The sequence below is a fragment of the Rhodococcus marinonascens NBRC 14363 genome (genome assembly GCF_001894885.1).
Lineage (GTDB): Bacteria > Actinomycetota > Actinomycetes > Mycobacteriales > Mycobacteriaceae > Rhodococcus_F > Rhodococcus_F marinonascens.
Genome location: NZ_BCXB01000006.1, coordinates 104,666 through 127,213 on the forward strand (window position 1 = coordinate 104,666; position 22,548 = coordinate 127,213).

At 65.4% G+C, this 22,548-nt stretch carries 21 protein-coding genes; 12 read left to right on the plus strand and 9 right to left on the minus strand.

Features of this window, described 5'->3' with window-relative positions; all coding sequences use genetic code 11:
* Positions 1 to 128: 128 nt before the first annotated feature.
* Both RM2_RS06695 and RM2_RS06705 read right to left on the minus strand, forming a co-directional pair.
* Positions 129 to 413, minus strand: a complete 285-nt coding sequence (locus RM2_RS06695; RefSeq protein WP_072688050.1) for a hypothetical protein — start codon at positions 411 to 413, stop codon at positions 129 to 131.
* A gap of 438 nt (positions 414 to 851) precedes the next feature.
* On the minus strand, positions 852 to 1,142 hold the full coding sequence (locus RM2_RS06705; protein WP_072688052.1) for a hypothetical protein: 291 nt from the start codon (positions 1,140 to 1,142) through the stop codon (positions 852 to 854).
* 286 nt (positions 1,143 to 1,428) lie between these two features.
* On the opposite strand from RM2_RS06705, the gene RM2_RS24405 reads away from it, so the two are divergent.
* Positions 1,429 to 1,593, plus strand: a complete 165-nt coding sequence (locus tag RM2_RS24405; RefSeq protein ID WP_169846683.1) for a hypothetical protein — start codon at positions 1,429 to 1,431, stop codon at positions 1,591 to 1,593.
* Positions 1,594 to 1,678: 85 nt separating this feature from the next.
* Here the strand turns inward: RM2_RS24405 and ychF are convergent, their stop codons facing one another.
* Positions 1,679 to 2,758, minus strand: coding sequence for a redox-regulated ATPase YchF (gene ychF, locus RM2_RS06710; RefSeq protein WP_072688053.1), 1,080 nt, complete (start codon positions 2,756 to 2,758; stop codon positions 1,679 to 1,681).
* 47 nt (positions 2,759 to 2,805) lie between these two features.
* Positions 2,806 to 3,213, minus strand: coding sequence for a CD225/dispanin family protein (locus RM2_RS06715; RefSeq protein ID WP_072688054.1), 408 nt, complete (start codon positions 3,211 to 3,213; stop codon positions 2,806 to 2,808).
* A 120-nt stretch (positions 3,214 to 3,333) separates the two neighbouring features.
* Here RM2_RS06715 and RM2_RS06720 point away from each other — a divergent pair, with 120 nt between their 5' ends.
* Both RM2_RS06720 and RM2_RS06725 read left to right on the plus strand, forming a co-directional pair.
* A complete protein-coding gene (locus RM2_RS06720) occupies positions 3,334 to 4,911 on the plus strand; it encodes an FMN-binding glutamate synthase family protein (protein WP_072688055.1) in 1,578 nt (525 codons plus the stop codon).
* Between the two features lie 202 nt (positions 4,912 to 5,113).
* Entirely contained in the window at positions 5,114 to 6,253 is a 1,140-nt protein-coding gene (locus RM2_RS06725; protein ID WP_139277689.1) for an AI-2E family transporter, read from the plus strand.
* Positions 6,254 to 6,259: 6 nt separating this feature from the next.
* On the opposite strand, the gene RM2_RS06730 is transcribed toward RM2_RS06725, so the two are convergent.
* Positions 6,260 to 9,241, minus strand: coding sequence for an AAA family ATPase (locus RM2_RS06730; RefSeq protein WP_072688056.1), 2,982 nt, complete (start codon positions 9,239 to 9,241; stop codon positions 6,260 to 6,262).
* Positions 9,238 to 10,422: an exonuclease SbcCD subunit D gene (locus RM2_RS06735; protein ID WP_072688057.1), complete on the minus strand. Its 1,185-nt coding sequence runs from the start codon at positions 10,420 to 10,422 to the stop codon at positions 9,238 to 9,240. The genes RM2_RS06730 and RM2_RS06735 overlap by 4 nt, the downstream gene beginning before the upstream one ends.
* A gap of 101 nt (positions 10,423 to 10,523) precedes the next feature.
* Between RM2_RS06735 and RM2_RS06740 the strand changes: the two genes are divergently transcribed.
* Together RM2_RS06740 and RM2_RS06745 are read left to right on the plus strand one after the other, a co-directional pair.
* On the plus strand, positions 10,524 to 11,687 hold the full coding sequence (locus tag RM2_RS06740) for a DNA recombination protein RmuC (protein WP_072688058.1): 1,164 nt from the start codon (positions 10,524 to 10,526) through the stop codon (positions 11,685 to 11,687).
* A 23-nt stretch (positions 11,688 to 11,710) separates the two neighbouring features.
* A complete protein-coding gene (locus RM2_RS06745; RefSeq protein ID WP_072688059.1) occupies positions 11,711 to 12,601 on the plus strand; it encodes a DUF6542 domain-containing protein in 891 nt (296 codons plus the stop codon).
* A 46-nt stretch (positions 12,602 to 12,647) separates the two neighbouring features.
* Here RM2_RS06745 and RM2_RS06750 read toward each other — a convergent pair whose 3' ends face one another.
* Positions 12,648 to 13,658, minus strand: a complete 1,011-nt coding sequence (locus tag RM2_RS06750; RefSeq protein WP_072688060.1) for a 4-hydroxy-3-methylbut-2-enyl diphosphate reductase — start codon at positions 13,656 to 13,658, stop codon at positions 12,648 to 12,650.
* Between the two features lie 165 nt (positions 13,659 to 13,823).
* Between RM2_RS06750 and RM2_RS06755 the strand changes: the two genes are divergently transcribed.
* From RM2_RS06755 to RM2_RS06765, 3 genes are read left to right on the plus strand one after another with little or no spacing between them, the layout of a single operon-like run.
* Complete coding sequence (locus RM2_RS06755) at positions 13,824 to 14,483, plus strand: lipid droplet-associated protein (protein WP_072688061.1); 660 nt, start codon at positions 13,824 to 13,826, stop codon at positions 14,481 to 14,483.
* Positions 14,480 to 15,736: an exodeoxyribonuclease VII large subunit gene (gene xseA / locus RM2_RS06760; protein WP_072688062.1), complete on the plus strand. Its 1,257-nt coding sequence runs from the start codon at positions 14,480 to 14,482 to the stop codon at positions 15,734 to 15,736. Before RM2_RS06755 ends, xseA begins: the two co-directional genes overlap by 4 nt.
* Before the next feature lie 2 nt (positions 15,737 to 15,738).
* Entirely contained in the window at positions 15,739 to 15,969 is a 231-nt protein-coding gene (locus RM2_RS06765; RefSeq protein WP_072688063.1) for an exodeoxyribonuclease VII small subunit, read from the plus strand.
* Positions 15,970 to 15,981: 12 nt separating this feature from the next.
* Here the strand turns inward: RM2_RS06765 and RM2_RS06770 are convergent, their stop codons facing one another.
* Positions 15,982 to 16,551, minus strand: coding sequence for a DUF4245 domain-containing protein (locus tag RM2_RS06770; RefSeq protein ID WP_072688064.1), 570 nt, complete (start codon positions 16,549 to 16,551; stop codon positions 15,982 to 15,984).
* A 224-nt stretch (positions 16,552 to 16,775) separates the two neighbouring features.
* Between RM2_RS06770 and glpX the strand changes: the two genes are divergently transcribed.
* Complete coding sequence (gene glpX, locus RM2_RS06775) at positions 16,776 to 17,816, plus strand: class II fructose-bisphosphatase (protein WP_072688065.1); 1,041 nt, start codon at positions 16,776 to 16,778, stop codon at positions 17,814 to 17,816.
* Positions 17,817 to 17,912: 96 nt separating this feature from the next.
* A complete protein-coding gene (locus RM2_RS06780; RefSeq protein ID WP_072688066.1) occupies positions 17,913 to 19,316 on the plus strand; it encodes a class II fumarate hydratase in 1,404 nt (467 codons plus the stop codon).
* A gap of 3 nt (positions 19,317 to 19,319) precedes the next feature.
* Here RM2_RS06780 and RM2_RS06785 read toward each other — a convergent pair whose 3' ends face one another.
* Complete coding sequence (locus RM2_RS06785; protein WP_072688067.1) at positions 19,320 to 20,177, minus strand: acyl-ACP desaturase; 858 nt, start codon at positions 20,175 to 20,177, stop codon at positions 19,320 to 19,322.
* 155 nt (positions 20,178 to 20,332) lie between these two features.
* On the opposite strand from RM2_RS06785, the gene RM2_RS06790 reads away from it, so the two are divergent.
* Both RM2_RS06790 and RM2_RS06795 read left to right on the plus strand, forming a co-directional pair.
* Positions 20,333 to 21,937: a serine hydrolase gene (locus RM2_RS06790; protein ID WP_072688068.1), complete on the plus strand. Its 1,605-nt coding sequence runs from the start codon at positions 20,333 to 20,335 to the stop codon at positions 21,935 to 21,937.
* Between the two features lie 23 nt (positions 21,938 to 21,960).
* Positions 21,961 to 22,395, plus strand: a complete 435-nt coding sequence (locus RM2_RS06795; RefSeq protein WP_072688069.1) for a limonene-1,2-epoxide hydrolase family protein — start codon at positions 21,961 to 21,963, stop codon at positions 22,393 to 22,395.
* Positions 22,396 to 22,548 lie beyond the last annotated feature (153 nt).

Consider the following 22,548-nt stretch of genomic DNA (forward strand, 5'->3'; position numbering starts at 1 on the left):
CACAGTCCAATGAAAACGACACGGTCGCCGCAACCTCCCACATCGAGAGCGTTGCGACGACCGCGTGAACCCGCCAGGAAGCGCGGGGCTTGGCCTTCGATCAGGCGCTGAACGAGTCGGTAATCAGCTCACCCCATACCACCTGGAGCGCAGTCGATCAGCAAACAGATCACCACCGTGGGGACCATCACGGAGCCGACGGCCACGCCACCCATAAAAGTGTTGAGCGAGCCGAGGGCAGGTACCACGTCGTCTTCGCCGGTGTCGGCGACCGGTGCCGCCGTCGTCACGCCGGACACCGCCTGGATGCTGGTCTCCGACGGCGCGGCGTTCGCCCCGGTGACGCCAAACCCACCAGCGACGAGCCCGACAGTGGCAGCAACGATCAACGGCTGCCGAATGGAACGAATCACGAAAATCCTCCTGAAGTTGGCCAGAAATCGACTCGGCAGAGCCTCCGTGAATTGGTAGCCCCCCGTGCCGAACTCAGGTCTATCGACACCCCGACACACAGAAGCTAACAACCTTCATTAGGACGCGCAAGCGGTCTCGGGCATATAGCGGCTACGCCGTCATCCTCGAACTGCATGCGGATACCACCCCAACACAAAACGTGTACCCCAGTTCAGGAAATCCATTGGGAATAAGTCGATCTGCGCCCGAGAGAGCGTCGTGCTGGAGTAGAAAACGGACGCGGCATCCACCACGGGTACAACGGAATCGGCCAAGACCACGAGCTGATCACCGAACCGAGCACAGTCCGAAAACGACACGGTCGCCGCGACCTCCCACATCGAGAGCGTCGCGACGACCGCGTGAACCCGCCAAGAAACGCGAGGCTTGGCCTTCGATCAGCTGAGCACGTCGCTGAACTCGATCAGAACCAAGGGGAGGCCTATGAAGCCGCCGAGCGCGCCACCTACCAACGAGCCGAGCGCAAACGACCCGAACTCGAGCGAGCCGAGGGCAGGTACCACGTCGTCTTCGCCGGTGTCGGCGACCGGTGCCGCCGTCGTCACGCCGGACACCGCCTGGATGCTGGTCTCCGACGGCGCGGCGTTCGCCCCGGTGACGCCAAACCCACCAGCGACGAGCCCGACAGTGGCAGCAACGATCAACGGCTGCCGAATGGAACGAATCACGAAAATCCTCCTGAAGTTGGCCAGAAATCGACTCGGCAGAGCCTCCGTGAATTGGTAGCCCCCCGTGCCGAACTCAGGTCTATCGACACCCCGACACACAGAAGCTAACAACGTTCATTAGGACGCGCAAGCGGTCTCGGGCATATAGCGGCTACGCCGTCATCCTCGAACTGCATGCGGATACCACCCCAACACAAAACGTGTACCCGAATCAGGAAATCCATTGGGAATAAGTCGATCTGCGTTCGAGAGAGGAAATATCGTGATGTAGAGGACGTCGCCACCGTTGCGCAACCCGGGTGGCGGCGGCTGCTGCGAATGCACCTCGAAGTCCGGCGGCATCATCGACAATAACTTCATGTCCTCGGCCCAGCAGGTCACCGTCACGATCGCCGTGTCCGACGCGCAGTTCACGAGCAAGCGAATGGGCACCTGGAAGCCCGTCGGGTGACGCCCTGACAGGCCCGACGAGCGCCCCGACCCTGCAGTCATGAGGTGAAGCGCCCCGGGGCACCTGAATTGGAAAATTTGCCCCGCTACACGTTGAAGCGGAACTCCACCACGTCGCCGTCGGCCATGTTGTAGTCCTTGCCCTCCATGCGCACCTTGCCCGCGGCCTTGGCGGCGGCCATCGATCCGGCGTCGACGAGGTCGTCGAAGGACACGATCTCGGCCTTGATGAAGCCGCGCTCGAAGTCGGTGTGGATGACGCCGGCAGCTTGCGGGGCGGTGTCGCCCTTGTGGATGGTCCAGGCGCGCGCTTCCTTGGGCCCGGCGGTGAGGTAGGTCTGCAGTCCAAGAGTGTGGAAGCCGGTACGGGCGAGGGCGTACAGCCCGGGCTCGGTCTGACCGATCGAGTCGAGCATCTCCTGCCGGTCCTCCTCGTCCAGCTCGAGCAGTTCCTGCTCGACCTTCGCGTCGAGGAACACCGCGTCCGCCGGGGCGACAGAGGCCCGCAGCTCGGCGACCTTCGCCTCGTCGGTGAGCACCGACTCGTCGGCGTTGAAGACGTACAGGAACGGCTTGGTGGTGAGCAGGCTCAGCTCGCGCAGCAGACCGAAATCCAGCTTGTCCTTCGCGCTGAACAGGGTCTTGCCCTCGTTGAGGATCTCCTGCGCCTTCAGCGCCTCCTCGTGCGTCGGCTTGAGCTCCTTATTCTTCTTCGCTTCCTTCTCCAGGCGCGGCAGCGCCTTCTCCAGCGTCTGCATGTCGGCGATGACGAGCTCGGTCTCGATCACCTCGATGTCGGACGCCGGGTCGACGCGCCCGTCGACGTGCACGACGTCGTCGTCGTCGAACACGCGAACCACCTGGCAGATCGCGTCGGCCTCACGAATGTTGGCCAGGAACTTGTTGCCCAGGCCCGCCCCCTCGGACGCACCCTTGACGATGCCGGCGATGTCGACGAACGACACCGTGGCAGGCAGGATGCGCTGCGAACCGAATATGTCGGCGAGCTTGGACAGCCGCGGATCGGGCAGTTCGACCAGTCCGACGTTCGGCTCGATGGTTGCGAACGGGTAGTTCGCGGCCAGCACGTCGTTGTTGGTCAGCGCGTTGAACAAGGTGGACTTGCCGACGTTGGGCAGTCCGACGATTCCGAGGGTAAGGCTCACGGTCGTTGGATTCTACGGCGTCGGGGGCGAATCACCGACCTCGGCCGTCACATGGTGGAACTGCTGGTGCTCGCAACAACGACGGCGATCATGATGACGTAGAAGAGCACGAACAGGATCATCAGCGCCACAAAGATCCAGAGCGCGATCTTGCCGAGAGACTTGGCCTGATCCGATGCGTATTGAGCGCCCTGGTAATCGCCCATCGCCCACTTGGGGTACACGTCGTGAACATGGTTGAAGGCGGAGAACGCGAGTGGCCAGAAGAAGATCACAGCGGCCGCGGCCCATCCTGCGTTCGAACGCGGCAGCGGCGGTGGACCGAACTGACCCGGGTACAGCTGCTGCGGCGGTTGCTGCTGGGTCTGATACTGGAGCCCGTACGAACCCGTGTCGCCGGGTATCGGCGTTCCCGGATCGCTCGACCATTCCGGATTGCTCGTTGGCTCTGACATCCATCCCCCATTCGCGACGACTGACCGTGCGCATTCACTATGGCATCCTCTCCCGGCGTCCAGGAAAGGGACTATGCCGGAGTACGCACCGACGCCTGCCGGGGGTCTTAGTCTCAGGGAGTGACCCGCTGGTTGATTGTCCTCGTGATGTGGATTCTCGGATTGAGCGCTCTGGCCCTGGCGCTCAGACTGGCGAGCGGGTGGTGGTTCGCCGCAGTCGTCCTCTTCGCCCTGGCTGCCGTGGGGACGTGGGATCTGCTGCAACGCAGGCACAGCGTCCTGCGGAACTACCCGGTGCTGGGGCATGCCCGCTTTCTGCTCGAGAAGATCCGTCCCGAAGTCCAGCAGTACTTCATCGAATCATCGACCGACGGAACACCCTTCGACCGCGATACCCGCGACCTCGTCTACGAGCGCGCCAAGGGCACTCTGGCCGAGGAACCGTTCGGCACCGAGCGGGACGTGCACGCTATCGGCTACGAGTTCATGACCCACTCTCTACGCGCGAGGACGGCGCCGCTGGAACCTTCCACTGTGAGGCTCGGCGGCCGAGACTGCCCGCGTCCCTATGACATCGCTCTCTTCAACGTGTCGGCGATGAGTTTCGGGGCACTGTCTGGCAACGCCATCGAAGCCCTCAACGCAGGCGCGGCGCGTGGCGGGTTCGCCCATGACACCGGCGAAGGCGCCATCAGCCCCTATCACCGCAAACACGACGGAGACCTGATCTGGGAGATCGGATCCGGCTACTTCGGCTGCCGCACCCGCGACGGTCATTTCGACGCCTCCAAATTCGCCGAACTCGCGAGGCTCGACCAGGTGAAGGCCATCTCGATCAAGCTCTCCCAGGGTGCCAAACCGGGGCTCGGCGGCGTGCTGCCCGGAGCCAAGGTGTCACAGGAGATCGCGGAGACACGGGGGTTGCCTCTCGGAGAGACGGTGATCTCGCCGCCCACCCACACTGCGTTCAGTACCCCGAACGAGTTGGTCGACTTTATCGTCACGCTTCGGACGTTATCGGGCGGCAAGCCGGTGGGGTTCAAACTGTGCGTCGGTTCCCGCGTCGAATTCCTCGGCATCTGCAAGGCGATGCTCGAGCGTGACGTCACCGTCGATTTCGTCATCGTCGACGGGTCCGAGGGTGGTACCGGGGCCGGCCCAGTGGAGTTCGAAGACAACATGGGCATGCCCCTCACCGAGGGACTGATGCTGGTACACAACGCGCTTACCGGGACCGGACTGCGCGACCGCGTCAAGATCGGCGCGTCCGGCAAGGTCGCCAGCGCAGCCGACATCGTCAAACGGATCATCCAGGGTGCCGACTTCACGATGTCCGCGCGGGCGATGATGTTCGCCGTCGGGTGCATTCAAGCGCAGATGTGCCACACCAACCGGTGTCCGGTCGGGGTCACCACGCAGGACCCGGCGCGGACCCGGGCACTCGACGTCCCCGACAAGGCTGCGCGCGTGTTCCGGTTCCAGAAATCGACGGTGGCCGGCGCCCAGCAGATGGTGGCATCGATGGGCCTCGACAGCTTCGATCAACTGACACCGGCCCTGCTCAATCGACGTATCGACGGCGTCACTACCCGGACCTATGCGCAACTCTATGAGTGGCTGATGCCGGGTGAACTGCTCGACGACCCGCCCGCGGACTGGCTCAGCGACTGGATCGAGGCCGACTCGACCCGCTTCTGACGGAGTTCCCAACCGAACGGAACGTCGGCGCACTTCTGACGGCGCGGCATATCCCCGACCGCCGACACTACTGTCAGTACGATCAGCTGTGCAGGCGAACGTCTGCACAGCTGACCATGGCCTGGACGACCAGGGAGGACCATCTGTGGCGGAGCCTAGATCCACGAATCCGGACCGCGCGCATCTCATCGGGGTGGGCGCGATGTGGCTAGCCAAATGGTCTCTCGTTCTCGTGGCAATCTCACTGGGCGCCTTGTTGTTCGGGTGGATCATCGAACAACTGTGGGTGATCGTCCTCCCCATACTCCTGGCCACCGTCGTGTGCACCGTGCTGTGGCCACCGACCCGAGCAATGACCAAACGGCGCGTTCCCCCAGCCGCCGCTGCCGCGACGACGCTCATCGTGTTCATCGCTGTCGTCGCCGGAATCGTCGCGGGCATTGTGCCGTCTGTCGTCAGCCAGGCACCCGAACTGGCCAACAGGACCACCGAGGGCATCAACACGGTCCAGGAATGGCTGAAGGGTCCCCCGATCAACCTCCAGGACGAGCAGATCAACGAGGGCATCCACACCATAATCGCGAAGGTCCAGGAGAGCGGAACGGTCATCGCGTCCGGTGTGTTTACCGGCGTCAGCACCGCCGGGTCGCTCCTCATCACCCTCGGCCTCGTGCTCGTCCTGTCATTCTTCTTCATCAAGGACGGCCCCCGCTTCACCCCGTGGCTGCACTCCGTGACCGGTGGCCGCGCTGGACGCCACCTCGAAGCGGTACTCGGCCGAATGTGGGACACGCTCGGCGGGTTCATCCGAACCCAGGCCCTGGTCAGCCTCATCGACGCCGTGTTCATCGGCGCCGGACTGCTGATCCTCGGCGTGCCACTCGCGCCGGTCCTGGCGATCCTGACCTTCATCGGCGGCTTCATCCCGATCGTCGGCGCGTTCGTCGCAGGCGCTCTCGCCGTGCTTGTGGCGTTGGTGGCCAACGGCCTCACGACAGCCGTGATTGTGCTGATCATCATCATCGTGGTGCAGCAGATCGAGGGCAACGTGCTGCAACCGGTGCTGCAGAGCAAGAGCATGAAACTGCATGCGGTCGTGGTGCTGCTCTCCGTCGCCGCGGGCGGTTCCGTGTTCGGAATCGTCGGCGCCTTCCTCGCAGTCCCCACAGCAGCCGTTATCGCCGTGGTGATTCGCTACATCGGCGAGCAGATCGACGAGCACAGCGCAGAGAGCGACATCGACGACGCCCCCGACGCCCACGCCGGTGACGAAGACGTAGAGGAGACCGAACGGGAGGGCGTCACCGTCGACGAATCCGCCGTCTCTCCCACCGCGGACTGAACAGCCTCAGCCGGCCACCACCTCCAGGGTGGAGCCAGATCGTCCCCGAATCACGTGAAGGCGGTTCGGGATTCGCTGACGCATCTCGTCGACGTGACTGACGATCCCGACCACGCGGCCACCGTCACGAAGTTCGTCGAGCACACCCATAACCGAGTCGAGGGTGTCTGAATCGAGCGTACCGAATCCTTCGTCGATGAACATGGTGTCGAGCACGACGCCTCCCGACTCCGCCGCAACCACATCGGCGAGACCGAGCGCCAACGACAACGACGCCAGGAACGACTCCCCGCCGGAGAGCGTCTTGGCCGACCGCACGACCCCGGTGTAGTCGTCGCGGATGTCGAGCCCCAAGCCTCCCCGTCTGCCACGCGGACCGGCCTCGTCGGTGTGCACGAATTCGTAGCGTCCCGCGGACATCCGGCCAAGACGTGCGGACGCTGAAACCGCCACCTCTTCCAACCGAGCAGCCAGCACGTAGGACCGCAGCGACATCCGCCGTGAGTTCTGACCGCGGCCGGCGATCACCTCGGCGAGCGCGGCCAACTCCTCGTGGGCGGCCTGCATCGGAGCCATCGCCTCGGCGGCCTCGGCGAGTTGATGAACGAACCGTTCGAGGTCGAGTAGTCGGCGCCCGGCATCGGACGCCGCCGCGACGGCAAGGTTCACCGACTCCGCCGCCACATCGTGCGCGCGCTGGACGTGGCCCAACTCCACAGGTTCCGCGCCCGAGACGACTACGACGTCGGGATCGTCGAGCACACTCCGTGCCCCGACCTCCGCATCGCGGGCCGCCGCCAGAACTGCCTCGATCTCATCCTGGCGAGCCGTGGTCCTTACTGCGGCCAGGGCATCGTCGGTGCCCCCGAAACCCGCATTTTCGGAAAGCGTTTTCGCCTTCGCGGAGAGTTCACCGGCCAACAACTCGGCCGCCGTACCCGCATCGCGCGCGTCGAGTAGGTGTGAAGCCGTTTCGGCAAGCGCGTCGAGTCGTGCGCGGCGAGCCTCCACACTCGGGTCTTCGCCTGCCGCCGCGCTCACGCGTATCCGAATCTCTTCGAATTGCGCTGCACTCGCCGCAATCTTCTCGGCCACGGTGGCTGCGTCGACGCCCAGTCCCCTCAGGCGTTCCTGCAACAGGCTCTCACGATCCCGGAGTTCTTCGAGGGACTTGGCCCGCTTTCCGACCTCGTCGGCGAGCGCGGTCGACTCCCGCACCATCGTGTCGGCCTCGGCACGTGCCTGATCGAGTTCATTCGTATCGCCGTCACCACCGCGCTGAATCAACACGTCGATCGCACGCTCGACCACGGCCAGCTCGTCCCGCGTGGCGGTCAGTGCCGTCGCGGTGCGCTGCTCCTCGGCGAGTGCCGCATCCTCGTCGGATTTAGTGATCGATTGTTCGGACGGCTCTGCCGGGCGCGGATGCTCGAACGATCCGCACACCATGCATCGCTCACCGTCCTCGAGTTTGCCTGCCAGTTCCGCTGCCATCCCGACGATTCGACGCTGCAACAGGTCGAGCCAGCGCCCGCGTGCGTCTTGGTGTGACTGTCTGGCGTCGAGCACCGAGCGCTCGAGCCGATCGCGCTCGAGCCGGCGCGGACGAAGGCCCGCCGCAGCCGAGGCGGCATCGGCCGCACGATCCCGGGCGTCCACGAGGGCGGGCAGTGCGGCAGCGGCCTTCCGCGCCGAGTCCAGCGCCTTCTCCGCTATCTGCAGCGCGAGCGGCAACTGTTCCCGCTCGAGGGACAGGGCCTCACCGGCGTCGGCGAGTCCAACCCGCCTTTCATGCAGCCGACCGAGTTCGACCGAGAGACGCTCGGCTGCTGCGGACTCGGCAAGGGCGGCGTCGAGACGCACGACCTCGTCGCGCCAGGATCGAATATGCGCTCGGATGCGCTCTCGATCGAAAACCTCATGTGGCCAAGGCAACTCGAACACAAGTTCGGCGCCGCCCACTCTCGAGCTGAGATCCCCGGCGATCATCTCGACGTTCCGCAGCGCGGCGGCCGACTTGGTTCGAGCGGACTCGGCGTCCCGTGCGGCGGCTGCCACCGGTTCGGCCCGGCGCGCATCCGCCAATTCGGCGGCGAGAACGGCGCGGTCGCCCGCACCCGCGGCGTGCGCGGCAAGTTCCGACTCCGCCCGTCGTCGACGACTCTGCAGTTCGAGTATTCGGCGTGCTTCAGTCAGCGCGTCACCGGCCGATTTCGCCTCGACCTTGGCTTTTTCCAGGTCATTCGAGGCGGCTTCGTGAATCTCGCGGGCCTGGTCCTCGAGTTTGTGCGCCCAGGTCACCGGGTCGGCATCGGCGCCTCCCTCGATTCCCGCCGCCGCCCCGACCTTCGCGATCAGTACTTCGATGCCCCGCTGATGGTCGTCCAAGTCTTGGGCGCTGATGCGCCTGCGGTTGAGAAACCACTCCTCCACCGTCCCGAAACGGGTGGTGTCGAACAGCCTCTCCAAGAGCTGACCCCGTTCCTCGTTGTCGGCGCGCAGGAATCTCGCGAACTCACCCTGGGGCAGCAGGACCACCTGGAAGAACTGATCGGCACTCATGCCCATCAGCCGGCCGACCTCCTCGGCGATGTCGGGGATCCGGGACAGGTCCTCGCCGCGTCCGTCGAGCCACGTAAGCGTGGCCTTCGCGTTCTCCTTGATCGTTCCCGACCCTCGACGCTTCAGGCGCTCGAATTCGGGACTGCGCACGAGTCGCAGATGTCGGCCGCCGATCGTGGCCTCGAGCGTCACCGTCGGAACGGAACCGGCGGGCGCATGGTCGGAAAGAAGCCGTTTGCCTTCCTTACGCGCCCCGGGCACGGTGCCGTAGAGCGCGAAGGCCACGGCGTCGAGAACGGTGGTCTTCCCGGCGCCGGTGTGACCGTGTAGAAGGAAGAGACCATCTGCGCCGAGTCGGTCGAAGTCGACTTCCACTGATCCCGCGAACGGCCCGAAGGCCTCGACCTCGAGTCGGTGCAGTTTCATGCCGTCTGCCCCAGCGCGCCGACTTCGGCGGTGTCCTCGCCTGCCCGTTCGGCGAAGCCGAGTGCGGCTTCCACCAGCCTGACTTCACCTACCGACGGCTCGTTACGTACATCGGTAAGGAAGCTGTGAGTGATCTGCAGATCACTGCGCCCACGTATCTTGTCTTGATACCGGAGATTCTCACTGCCTTCCGGACGTTTCCACTCGAGATGGACAGCGAACGGGAATCGCGTCTGCAGCGCGCGCATGGCGTCGACCGGGCGTTCCGGATCAGTGAGAACGGCCGACACGTAGCAGTCCCGGGCGTCTTCGTACTCGTCGTTCTCGAGCAGTTCGCGCACCGTGCCGGTCAGTTGTCGCAGACCGCGGACTACCGGCAACGCGACACGCTCAACGGTTCGCAGTCCGTCCGCATCCAGATCGACGATGAAGACAGCCTTGCTGTGGGTGCGCTCGCCGAACGAGTACGGCAGCGGCGACCCCGAGTACCGGATGTTCTCCGCGAGAGTCTGGGGCGAATGGAGGTGGCCGAGCGCGACGTAGTCGGTTCCACCGAAGGCTGATGCCGGCACCGTCTCGACGCCACCGACGGAGATGGACCGCTCCGATCCAGTGGGCTCGGCACCCACGACGAACGCGTGAGCGAGAAGCACGGACCTGGTACGAGGAAGCGTCTCGCGACGGGCATCGAGGTCGGCGCGAACGCGGACCATCGCGGCGTCGAGGATCTCGGCGTGCGACCGGGCAGACGGCACTCCGAGTCGATCGCGGGTGATCTCCGGTTCAAGGTACGGAATCCCGTAGAACGCGACCGTGCCGTGTTCGTCCTCGAGGACGACGGGCGAGCCGATACCGGCGACGGTCGTCATCAAGTGCAGGCCGCCTGCACGGGAAAATGCGGCACCCGCGCCGAGCCTGGCAGCGGAGTCGTGGTTGCCGGAGGTCGCGACGATGACCGCGCCGGCGTCCCGGATCGCTTCGAATCCGCGGTTGCACACGGTGACGGCGTCAGCACTGGGGATCGAACGGTCGTAGACGTCTCCAGGAACAACGACGACGTCCACGCCGTGCTCCGCGACGAGGGCGGCGATCGCATCGAGCACACGGGTCTGGTCGGCGAGCAGGTCCACCCCGTGGAACGTGCGTCCGATGTGCCAATCCGAAGTGTGCAGGATCCTCATGACCCGAAACGGTAGAGCACCGCACTGACAACCCTGAAAACTTGGGGTACCTGTCGCCGGGCCGAATCCGCTTGTCGGTGGTGTGGTGCACCATCAAACCTATGAATGCACTCGCTGCACTCGGAATGCTCCTGGCACTGGCCGCGGGCACCGTCCTCGGGTGGCTGCTGCACGCGGCGCGCAGCGGTGACCGGGCCGCGCGAGCCGAAGCCCAACTGGCTGCGCTGCGCGAAAACGAAGCTCTCCTGCGGCAGTCGCTGACCGCGGTCAGCGAAGATTCCGCCCGGCGCCACTCGGGCGCGATCGGCGATCAGATCTCCCGCCTCGTCGAACCCCTGCACAAGGCGGTCGGGGCGCTGGCTCAACAGGTCGATCACGTCGAACGCAACCGCGTCCACGCCTATGCCGGACTCACCGAGCAGGTGGAGGGCATGCACCGGGCCTCGCAGACGCTGTCCACCCAGACCAGTCAACTCGTCACCGCGCTGCGAGCGCCGCAGATCCGCGGCCGATGGGGCGAGATCCAACTTGAGCGCGTGGTCGAATTGGCCGGGATGGTCCGGCACTGCGACTTCGACACACAGGTCAGCAAGGAGGGCGTCCGTCCCGACCTCCTCGTGTACCTGGCTGGGGGGAGGCAGATCGTGGTTGACGCGAAGGTCCCATTCGCAGCTTTCCTCGACGCAGCGCAAACGGAAGATCCGAGCGCCCGGGCGCAGCACCTCACCCGGCATGCCCGGCAACTGCGCACCCATGTCGACCAGTTGGCAGACAAGGCGTACTGGGAGTCCTTCGACCCGACGCCTGAGTTCGTGGTCCTGTTCGTTCCAGGCGACCCGTTCCTGGACGCGGCGCTGACCACCGACTCGGGACTGCTCGAGTATGCCTTCGCGCGGAACGTGATCCTCGCCACGCCGACCACCCTGATCGCCTTGCTGCGGACCATCGCACACACCTGGCGCCAGGAGGCGCTGTCGCAGGACGCCGCGAAGATCCACCAGCTCGGCCGAGAGCTGTATGCGAGATTGGGCACCGTCGGTTCGCATCTCGACCGACTGGGCTTACAACTCGGCAAGGCCGTCGACTCGTTCAACCTCACCGTGGCGTCGATGGAGACTCGGGTCACAGTAACGGCCCGCAAGCTGCACGACCTCGAGATTTTCGACGGCGATGTCACCGAGGTCAACGCCGTGGACTCGTGGCCACGACGAACAAATCTCGAGGATCTCTCGGCCTCCAACGGTCACGCCAACGAGGCCATTTAACAAGTTGCCGCTACTGTCAGAGTGTGTCTGCAACCCAACGTGCTCGCTCTGGGGTGCCGCTCGACAGGCGGTCGATTGTCCCTACGATCCCGGGACTCCCCTGGTGGGGCGTCATCCTCGTGGCTATTGGTGGCACCTTTGCCGGACTCGCTGTCGATGCGGCTAGTGGCACCGAACTCACAGCGACGTTCTCCGTATTCTATTTCCTCGGCTGCGTTCTCGCCGCGCTCGCCGCCTGTAACCGGGCGGTGTTCACTGCGATCGTCCAGCCGCCCCTGATCATGTTCGTCGCGGTACCCCTCGGTCAGAGCCTGATTGCAAATGAGAGCAGCCTTGCACTGAAGGATCTGGCTATCAACGTTGTATATCCACTGGTCAACCGGTTCCCGGTGATGCTCGGCGCCACCGTTGTCGCGCTCGTGATCGGTGGAATCCGCCTCGTTCTGCTAAGGCAACGCCGCGCCGGGCGCGCACACACGTCAGCGTCCGGGAGGCGTGAGCGTCCGACTCGAGCCACCCGGCCGCGGGCCGCGAGCGAGGAAGCGTGGCAAGCACCACCGCGCAGGGCCCGGGAAGCGGGCACAGCGCAACAGCGCCCTCGCTCGTCCGCACGTCGGGACGCCGCCCCTCAGGCGCAGCCTCGGCAGCAGCCGCAGCCGCCTCGACAGCCTCAACCACCACGTCAGGCGCAACCACCGCGACAGCCGCAACCTCGACGATCATCGTATGCGGGTGGTCGCACCGCGCCACCGCCACCGCCGATCGTCGACCGGCCCGCTCAGGCACCCCACCGGGTCCAGCCACGCGCGACACCGCGGCCACGGGCCAACCCCGAGGTGCCCGCGCACCCGATTCCGCGGGTGCGCTACCGCAGCAGCGACGAGCCACCGTTCGGGACGGAGCGACCCCGCTAGAACGCTGTGGGTGAGAGACGAACCCTCCGATCAAAGTCCGTGCAGCTCAGGTCCGTGCGGCACGAAGCTCACGAGGGAGGGCGAAGACCAAAGTCTCGTTCGCCGTGGTGACGGGTTGCACGTTGTGGAATCCGTGCTCGTCGAGTAGGTCGACCACGCCGCGCACGAGGATCTCCGGGACCGAGGCTCCCGAGGTGATTCCGACCGTTTTGACCCCTTCGAGCCAGGCAGGATCTATTTCGCGTGCGTAGTCGACCAGATACGACGCCTTCGCTCCGGCCCCCAGCGCGACCTCGACGAGGCGAACGGAGTTCGAGGAGTTCCGGGAGCCGACCACGATCACGAGGTCGCACTCGGGTGCCATGGCCTTGACCGCCACCTGACGGTTCTGAGTGGCGTAGCAGATGTCGTCACTCGGCGGATCCTGCAGATTCGGGAAACGCTCACGCAGCCGCGCGACCGTCTGCATCGTCTCGTCAACGCTCAACGTGGTCTGCGACAACCAGATGACCTTCGTTTCGTCGCGGACCGTGATGGCACCGACCGAGTCGGGGCCGTCGACCAGCTGGACGTGGTCAGGAGCCTCGCCGGCGGTGCCTTCTACCTCTTCGTGGCCTTCGTGACCGATGAGCAGAATGTCGTAGTCGTCGCGGGCGAAGCGCTTGGCTTCCTGGTGAACCTTGGTGACCAGCGGGCACGTGGCGTCGATGGTGCGGAGATTGCGCGCCGCGGCCGACTCGTGCACGGCGGGCGACACTCCGTGGGCGGAGAACACGAGCAGCGCGCCTTCGGGAACCTCGTCGGTTTCGTCGACGAAGACCACACCCTGATCGGTGAGTGTCTCGACGACATGCCGGTTGTGCACGATTTCTTTGCGCACGTAGATTGGCGCTCCGTGCTTCTCCAGAGCCTTCTCCACCGTCTCGACGGCGCGGTCGACCCCGGCACAGTAGCCGCGGGGTTCGGCGAGCAGCACACGCTTCTCGCCATCGGCACGCGATGCTCCCGAACCTGCCGAACGTGAAATACCGACATCGAGTGGAACAGCCGCAGACATGGCTTCAGCCTACTGGGCACCCCCGAACGCGACACCGTCGCAGGCCTCCGACGGTATACCGTGGGTGCCATCGGGACGACTTGGTTGATGCCCTCGTCGAGGACCTCGGCGAAACTCTGGCCACGTCGGCTACCAAATCGTGCCGCCGTGAGGCAGGCTGTGGGAATGATTCGTCCCCCTTTCGTGGCGCGTGTCGCCGCCGGAATCGCCGTGACGGCCGTCGAAGAGGCGAGAAGACTGCCCACCACCGCCGCAACCCTGCCCATGACCGCGGTAAGCCAGGTGTTGCAGACCACAATGCGGGTCCAGCAGTCGATTACCGCCCTGGCCATCAAAGGTGACCAGGCCTTCGCCTTGATCAACTGGACCCACGGCAATGAACAGCCGGAGTGGGCCGTCTTCGACGAGGACACCGACCCGGAACCCCCCGTTGCCGACGGGCCCGACGACCGCTCGGCCGGGCCTGGCCGATTCGCCCTGTATTCGCTGAGCCCTCAGGACGAGAGCACGCCCGAGAAAATGTCCACCCCGAAGGCTGCTCCCCCCGCCACCAATGGTGCCGCACCGAAGACGTCGGGCAAGTCGGGTAAGACGTCGGGCAAGTCGGGTAAGAAGTCCACCGCAACTACTCTCCCTGTGCCCGAACCGGAGATCGCCGTTCTCCTCGACTACAGTTCGCTGACCCTCGCCCAGTTACGCGCCCGTCTGCGTACCCTCTCCGTCGAGGACCTCACGTCACTGCTGGACTACGAGAACGCCACCCTGGCGCGGGCGCCGTTCCAGACCATGCTGACCAACCGCATCACCACCGCCAAGGCCAAGTGACCTCCACGCAGCCCCACGCAGCCAGTCCCGGACCCAGTACCGCCGAGCAACCGTGGCCCGTCCGCACCGTGTCGGCCAAGGTCGCACAGTGGATCGATCGACTCGGAAGCATTTGGGTCGAAGGCCAGATCACCCAGATCAATGCCCGTCCGGGAACCCGGACCGCGTTTCTGGTACTGCGGGATCCCTCCGTCGACATGTCTCTTTCGGTGACGTGCTCCCCGCGGCTGCTGCAGAACTCACCGGTTCCGCTCACCGAGGGCAGCCGCGTGGTGATGTTCGGCAAGCTGTCGTTCTACACCGGTCGTGGGTCGGTGTCGCTGCGCGTCACGGACATCCGCGCGATCGGGGTCGGTGAACTCCTGGCCCGGATCGAACGGTTGCGCGCGTTGCTGGCCGCCGAAGGCCTGTTCGACCCTCGGCTGAAGCGTCCGCTGCCGTTCCTGCCCGGCACAATCGGGCTGATCACGGGCCGCGCCAGCGCGGCCGAGCACGATGTCCTCAGCGTGGCCCGGCGGCGCTGGCCTGCCGTGAAGTTCGACGTACGCAACACCCCTGTCCAGGGTGCGACCGCCGTGCCGCAGATCCTCGACGCGCTGAAGGAACTCGACGCGGACCCACAGGTCGACGTGATCGTCCTCGCCCGCGGCGGCGGCAGCGTGGAGGATCTGTTGCCGTTCTCCGATGAGACGCTGTGCCGCGCCATCGTCGCCTGCACCACACCTGTAGTCAGCGCGATCGGACATGAACCGGACAGCCCGCTGAGCGATCACGTAGCCGACTTGCGTGCCGCCACGCCGACGGACGCCGCGAAATGCGTCGTGCCGGACGCCGTCGCCGAACTGGCACTGGTCGGTGAGCTACGGGTGCGGAGCGCGGCGGCTCTGCGTAACTGGGTGCAGCGTGAGTCGCATCTGATCTCCCAGCTTCGCAGTCGGCCGGTGCTCGCCGATCCCATACGAGCGCTCGACCAGCGGTCGGACGAGATCGAACGACTGCGCGAGACCGCACGGCGCGACATCAGCCGCGCGATCGCCGCGGAGAGCACGACGATCGAGCACCTCCGCGCACGGCTCACAACCCTCGGACCGGCAGCGACACTGGCCCGCGGCTACTCAGTGGTGCAGCGGATCGTAGCGAACGGCGATCCCGCGGTGTTGCGGTCCGTCGACGACGCCCCACCAGGCACCCAAATTCGTGTTCGAGTCGCCGACGGCGCAATCCGCGCCGCGGTGATGGGAAAGGACAGTTAGACATGAGTGAGTCCACCGGAAACGACACCGACATCGCGGAACTCGGCTATGAAGCGGCACGCGATGAACTCGTAGACGTGGTCAAGGTGCTCGAACAGGGTGGCCTCGACCTCGACGCGTCCCTCGCGCTGTGGGAGCGGGGCGAAGCCCTCGCCAAGAGATGTGAGGAACACCTCGCCGGGGCACGCACACGCGTCGAGACAGCGCTCTCGCACGACGAAGACGAGGGCTGACGCCGTCGGGTCTCAGGGAGCGAGAACCGGCGCGTCCGCCACTGAGGTCGCCAACTGCTCGAACTCCTCGGGTGACGCGCTACCGGTGGTCAAGATTCGGACGTCGCCGAAGTCTGAGATCCAGATCGGCTCGACACCCTCACCGCCGTAAACGATCCAGCTGTGGCCTGCGACTTCCTCGGTTCCGGTGGCAGTGCGCGGGTCACCGGCCACGAACGGCACCAGGACGGTCTCGAGCGCATCGCTCTGGGTGAGCTGAATGTAGCGGCCGGCCGAGGTGATGAATCCGACCGTAGTCGAGTCTCCACCGTCGTCGCCGCTGACGATGCTCCGGCTTCCCGAGTTGGGCGCCCAACCCTCCGGAGTCACCGGCTGACGCACCGGGAACGAGAGGTCCTTGGCGTCGTACTCGAGTGCCGCATCGGCGTCGAAACTCGGGATCGGACCGCTGGTCGGTCCGCCCGGGCTGAGCGTGCACTGGCTGGCGATACCCGCGATCAGCACGCAGAACAGGACAAGGGGTAGGAGCGACCACACCATGTCGCGGTTGTTGTGCAGGATGCGCGGTTTATCAGATGCCACACGCCTAGTATCCAGGGTTGGTCCGGGAACAACGATTCTCGGTCCCGCCAATCGCACCCGAGCAGTGCACGTCACACTTGTTCCGGGGACCTTCCTGCGACAGTGATCAGGCCTTTCTGGGATGATGGGCAAGCACACCCCACCCGATTCCCGGTGGCCGCCAGGCCGCCGACCCAGCGTCGACGTACCCGGGTCGACCGTGACTGCCCCAGGAGGCACTGCCCATGACGGCTAGCACCACTTCGAGTCGCCGCGAGGCCCCGGACCGAAATCTTGCCCTCGAATTGGTGCGCGTCACCGAGGCTGGTGCGATGGCCGCCGGGCGCTGGGTCGGCCGTGGCGACAAGGAGGGGGGCGACGGTGCCGCCGTCGACGCCATGCGGCAGCTCGTGAGCTCCGTGTCGATGCGCGGCGTCGTCGTCATCGGCGAGGGTGAGAAAGACGAAGCCCCGATGCTCTTCAATGGCGAGGAGGTCGGCAACGGCGACGGGCCGGCCTGCGACGTTGCGGTCGACCCCGTCGATGGCACCACCCTGATGTCCAAGGGCATGCCGAACGCCATCGCCGTGCTGGCGGTCTCCGAGCGCGGCGCGATGTTCGACCCGTCCGCGGTGTTCTACATGGAGAAAATCGCCGTCGGTCCAGACGCCGCCGATGTAATCGACATCACAGCTCCGATCGCCGAGAACATCAAGCGCGTCGCGAAGGTCCGCAAGGCATCCTCCTCCGACGTGACGGTGTGCATCCTCGACCGTCCACGGCATACCCGACTCATTCAGGAGGTCCGGGACACTGGCGCCCGAATCCGGCTGATCTCCGACGGCGACGTCGCCGGCGCGATCGCTGCGGCTCGCCCTGAGTCGGGCACCGACATGCTGCTCGGCACCGGTGGCACCCCCGAAGGGATTATCGCCGCCGCCGCAATGCGCTGTATGGGCGGCGCGCTGCAAGGCCGGCTGGCACCGACCGACGATGACGAGCGGCAGAAAGCCATCGATGCCGGCCACGACCTCGACCGCGTGCTGACCACCGAGGATCTGGTATCCGGCGAGAACGTCTTCTTCTGCGCCACCGGAGTCACCGACGGCGACCTTCTCCGTGGTGTCCGCTACTACGGCGGCGGCGCATCGACCCAATCCATCGTGATGCGGTCCAAGTCGGGCACCGTCCGCATGATCGATGCCTACCACCGTCTCGAAAAGTTGCGCGAGTACTCGTCCGTTGACTTCACCGGCGAGGACGGCGCGGTTCCGCCGACCTTCTAGGCGGCTCTGCCCACCGTGCGCCTTTCGGTCACAAGCGCCATCGAACAGGCGGGCGGTAGCGTCCCGCGATCCGCTCGATAGTGGCATGTTTGACGGATGACCGAGAGTAGCGAGCAGCAGTACCGGATCGAGCACGACACCATGGGCGAGGTGTGGGTGCCCGTGGATGCACTGTGGGGCGCGCAAACCCAGCGCGCCGTCGAAAACTTCCCGATCAGCGGCCGAGGCCTGGAGCGCACCCAGATTCGCGCGATGGGGCTGTTGAAGGCGGCGTGTGCACAGGTCAACAAGGATCTGGGTCTCCTGGACGCCACAAAGGCCGATGCCATCATCGCGGCGGCCGGCGAGATCGCCGCGGGCAGGCACGACGACCAGTTCCCCATCGACGTGTTCCAGACCGGCTCGGGCACCAGTTCCAACATGAATGCCAACGAAGTGATCGCCTCCATCGCCGCGGCGGCCGGTGTGGCCGTGCATCCCAACGACGACGTCAACATGTCGCAGTCGTCCAACGACACCTTCCCCACCGCAACGCACGTCGCAGCAACCGAGGCCGCGGTGAAGGATCTACTTCCCGCCCTCGACCATCTGCGACTGGCCCTGCTCGACAAGTCCACCGAGTGGAAGACCGTCGTGAAGTCCGGCCGGACTCACCTCATGGACGCCGTCCCGGTGACACTCGGCCAGGAGTTCGGCGGCTACGCCCGCCAGATGGAAGCGGGGATGGAGCGCGTCGTGGCCTGCCTCCCCCGCCTCGGCGAGCTGCCCATCGGCGGCACCGCCGTCGGAACGGGCCTCAACGCGCCGGACGGCTTCGGCCCCAAGGTGGTGGCCGAACTGGTCAGGGCGACAGGCATCGACGCGCTCACACCGGCGAAGAACGGTTTCGAGGCGCAGGCGGCGCGGGACGGCCTGGTGGAGGCGTCCGGGGCACTGCGCACGATCGCTGTGTCCCTCACCAAGATCGCCAACGACATCCGCTGGATGGGCTCGGGACCCCTCACCGGACTCGGCGAGATCCGACTCCCCGACCTGCAGCCGGGAAGCTCGATCATGCCTGGCAAGGTCAATCCGGTGCTCCCCGAAGCGACCACGCAGGTGGCCGCCCAGGTGGTCGGCAACGACGCGGCCATCGCCTGGGGAGGCGCGGCGGGCGCATTCGAGTTGAACGTCTACATCCCGATGATGGCGCGGAACCTGCTGGAGTCGTTCACCCTGCTGGCGAACGTGTCGCGGCTGTTCGCCGACAGGTGCGTCAAGGGACTCGTCGCAAACACCGAGCACCTGTTGACTCTCGCCGAGTCGTCACCGTCGATCGTGACACCACTGAACTCTGCGATCGGGTACGAGGAGGCCGCGGCCGTTGCCAAACAGGCGTTGAGGGAGAAGAAGACCATCCGTGAGACCGTCGTAGACCGCGGCTTGATCGGCGACAAGCTCAGCGAGGAGGAACTCGACAAGCGTCTCGACGTGCTGGCTATGGCAAAGGTGAAGGACTGACCGCTACAGCAGTGCGGACAGTTCCTCGCGGGCCTGGTCGCCTTCCGGCCCGAGGTCGGTGCGGGTGGCGATGTTCCAAGACCGCAGCAGCGGGGAGAATACCTTCTCCCCCTGCTCAGCGAGATCGTAGATACCGGCTTCTGCCAGCACCGCAGTACTGCTGCCTCCGCCGGGCAGCACCACGCTCGGCACATCGAAGGCGGCGATCCGTGACGCGACCGCCTGGACCGTCTGGTCCGGCGCCAACTCGAGTGCCGCCTCCACGAGGTTGCGGTAGAAGAGCGACTGCAGATCATCGTCTGCGGCCAATCGCTCTGCGATCATCGCCACCAGTGGGTCCTCGCCGAGCGCTGCGGTGTTGTGGTGTCGCACCGCGGCGGCCTTCTCTTCGAGCGCGGAATTGACGAGCATCTCGATCAGGTGCATCGGCGCCATCGCGTAACCGCGCACCATCTCGTCCATCCGCGCACGCTCGAGGGCGACCGGATCGACGGCGCGCGTCACCATCAGGTAGTTCCGGAGCACGATGGATTGCCGGTTCTCCTCGGCGGTCCAGCGTCCCACCCAGCGCCACCACGGGCCCATCAGCGCAAGGTGCTTGGCGATCTCCCGGTGGTACGCGGGCAGATTGTCCGCAACGAGCACTCCGACCGTCAGCGCGAGCGACTCGACCTCGCTGAGGGACGTCTGGTCTGCCGACCAATCAGTTCCACCCATGAACGCAAAGTTCTTGCCCTGATCCCAGGGAACCAGGTCATGTGGTTGCCAACCGTCAGCCTCGGCGATGTGACGTGTGAGATTCTCCTCCACGACCGGGACAAGCTCACTGAGCAACTGCGAGTCATTTTTCTCAATCGGCATCCGCACACCGTAGCGTCCATTCGGGCTGCAGGTTGCCAAGCGATGAACTCGACCGGAACCACGCCGTCATCGTGACGAAAACAGCCTGGTCATCGGCCTCCGATCGTTAGTCTGACAATCAAGACTGTCGCCCGGCCCGAGCAGAGGATCGCCAGATGCGCAGACATGGGAACGTGACGATGCTGCTCGCGCTTGCGCTCGGCGGGTCACTCGTCGCAGGCTGCACCTCCCAGACCTCCGACGCGCCGTCCCCGGGCACCTCGGGCGCGAACTCTCCCACAGAGTCTGCGGTACTGGCCAACCCGGCCGTCGTCGCGGGTGTCGACATCCCCCGCAACCAGATCGACGACGCCGTAGGGCGCCTCGACGAACTGGCGAACGAGTTGATGGAAAGTTCCGGCGTGCCGGGCATGGCGGTGGCTGTCGTCCACGGCGGACAGACCCTCTACGCCAAGGGCTTCGGAGTGCGTGAAGCCGGCACCGACCACAAGGTGGACGCCGACACGGTATTCCAGTTGGCGTCGTTGTCGAAACCGGTCGGCTCCACTGTCATAGCACGCCAGGTCGGGGCCGGGATGATCGGCTGGGACACTCCGATCGCCTCCACGCTGCCCGATTTCTCGTTGGCCGACCCGTGGGTCACCGAACACGTCACGGTAGGTGATCTGTACTCACACCGGTCGGGCCTGCCCGACCACGCCGGCGACAAACTCGAGGACCTCGGCTACAACCGGGCACAAGTACTCGACAAGCTCCGCCTCGAACCACTGAACCCGTTCCGGATCAGCTATGCATACACCAACTTCGGCCTCACCGCGGCGGCCGAGGCCGTCGCGGCTGCGTCAGGGACTGACTGGGCCACGCTCTCCGAGCAGGCGATCTACCAGCCGCTGGGGATGTCCTCCACCAGTTCACGATTTGCCGACTACCAGGTTCACAGAGACCGGGCCACCGCATACCAACTGGTCGACGGCAGGTACGTCGCCGCGGTGCGCGACCCCGATGCCCAGTCCCCTGCCGGCGGTGTGAGTTCGACCGCCAACGACATGGGCAAGTGGCTGACAATGCTCCTTTTGGACGGGTCGTTCGACGGCAGGCAGATCGTCGCCTACGACGCACTGCTCCCCGCCGTCAGTCCTCAGATCGTGTCCAATCCACCGGGTTCTCCGGACGCTCGTCCAGGGTTGTACGGATACGGATTCAACGTGTCGACGACCCCGGCCGGGCGCGTGTCCCTCAGCCACTCGGGCGCGTTCAATCTCGGCGCCGCAGCGAACTTCGTCGCGATACCGTCCGCCGACGTCGCCATCGTCGCCCTGACGAACGGATCCCCCATCGGCATCCCGGAAACCCTGACTGCCGAGTTCGCCGACCTCGTTCAGTTCGGCGAGATCCGCGAAGACTGGAGGGCGCTGTATGCCCAGGCCTTCGCGCCGATGCTCGATCCAGAGGGCAGCCTCGTCGGCAAGGACGCGCCCACCAACCCCGCTCCCGCGCAGGCGCTTCCCACTTACACTGGCGACTACGACAATAACTATTGGGGCCCCGCTGTCGTCACCGCGAACGACGGCGCGCTCTCGCTCCAACTCGGGCCCGTCGGTCAGACTTTTCCGCTGACGCATTGGAGCGGTGATACGTTCACGTTCACACCGAGCGGCGAGAATGCTCCGCCCGGCACGATCTCGAAAGCCGCCTTCGCGGGGGACGGCGTCACATTGGAGTACTACAACACGCACGGCCAGGGAACTTTCGTTCGCTGAGCCATCACCAAGGCAGGGAGAACATGACGAACTCGAACTCGAAATCGCCCCTTGAAACCACCACGACGGACACCGCGGACGTCGAGGTGGTGCGCGCCTTCCTCGCCGCGCTCGTTGCCGGCGACCCGGCAGCAGCGAAGCAGTACCTCGACCGGGACATCGTGTGGCACAACGTGTCCCTGCCCAAGATTCGCGGGATCGGTCCGATCATGCGAATCCTGCAGGGCATGGCACGACCAGGTTTCGGATTCGACGTGCGCCTGCACCACATCGCGGGCGACGGAAAGGCCGTACTTACCGAACGCACCGATGTCCTGATCTACAAGAGGGTTCGAGCCGAATTCTGGGTGTGCGGCACGTTCGAGATGAAGGACGGCAAGATCGCCGTCTGGCGCGACTACTTCAGCAACCGTGACGTGCTGTGGGGCATCATCAAGGGACTTGTCCGCGCTTTGTGACCTATCCGCGAACCCGTCCGGCGCCCTGCGAGTTCTGGGGTTCTGATCGGCGACTTCTTCTCCACGTTGGCCATGGCACCATCTTGCCCAACTTTGAGGTTGGGTAAAGGGTTGTTTCATCATGATCGCGTCACTGTCCCTCAGGTGCCGGCA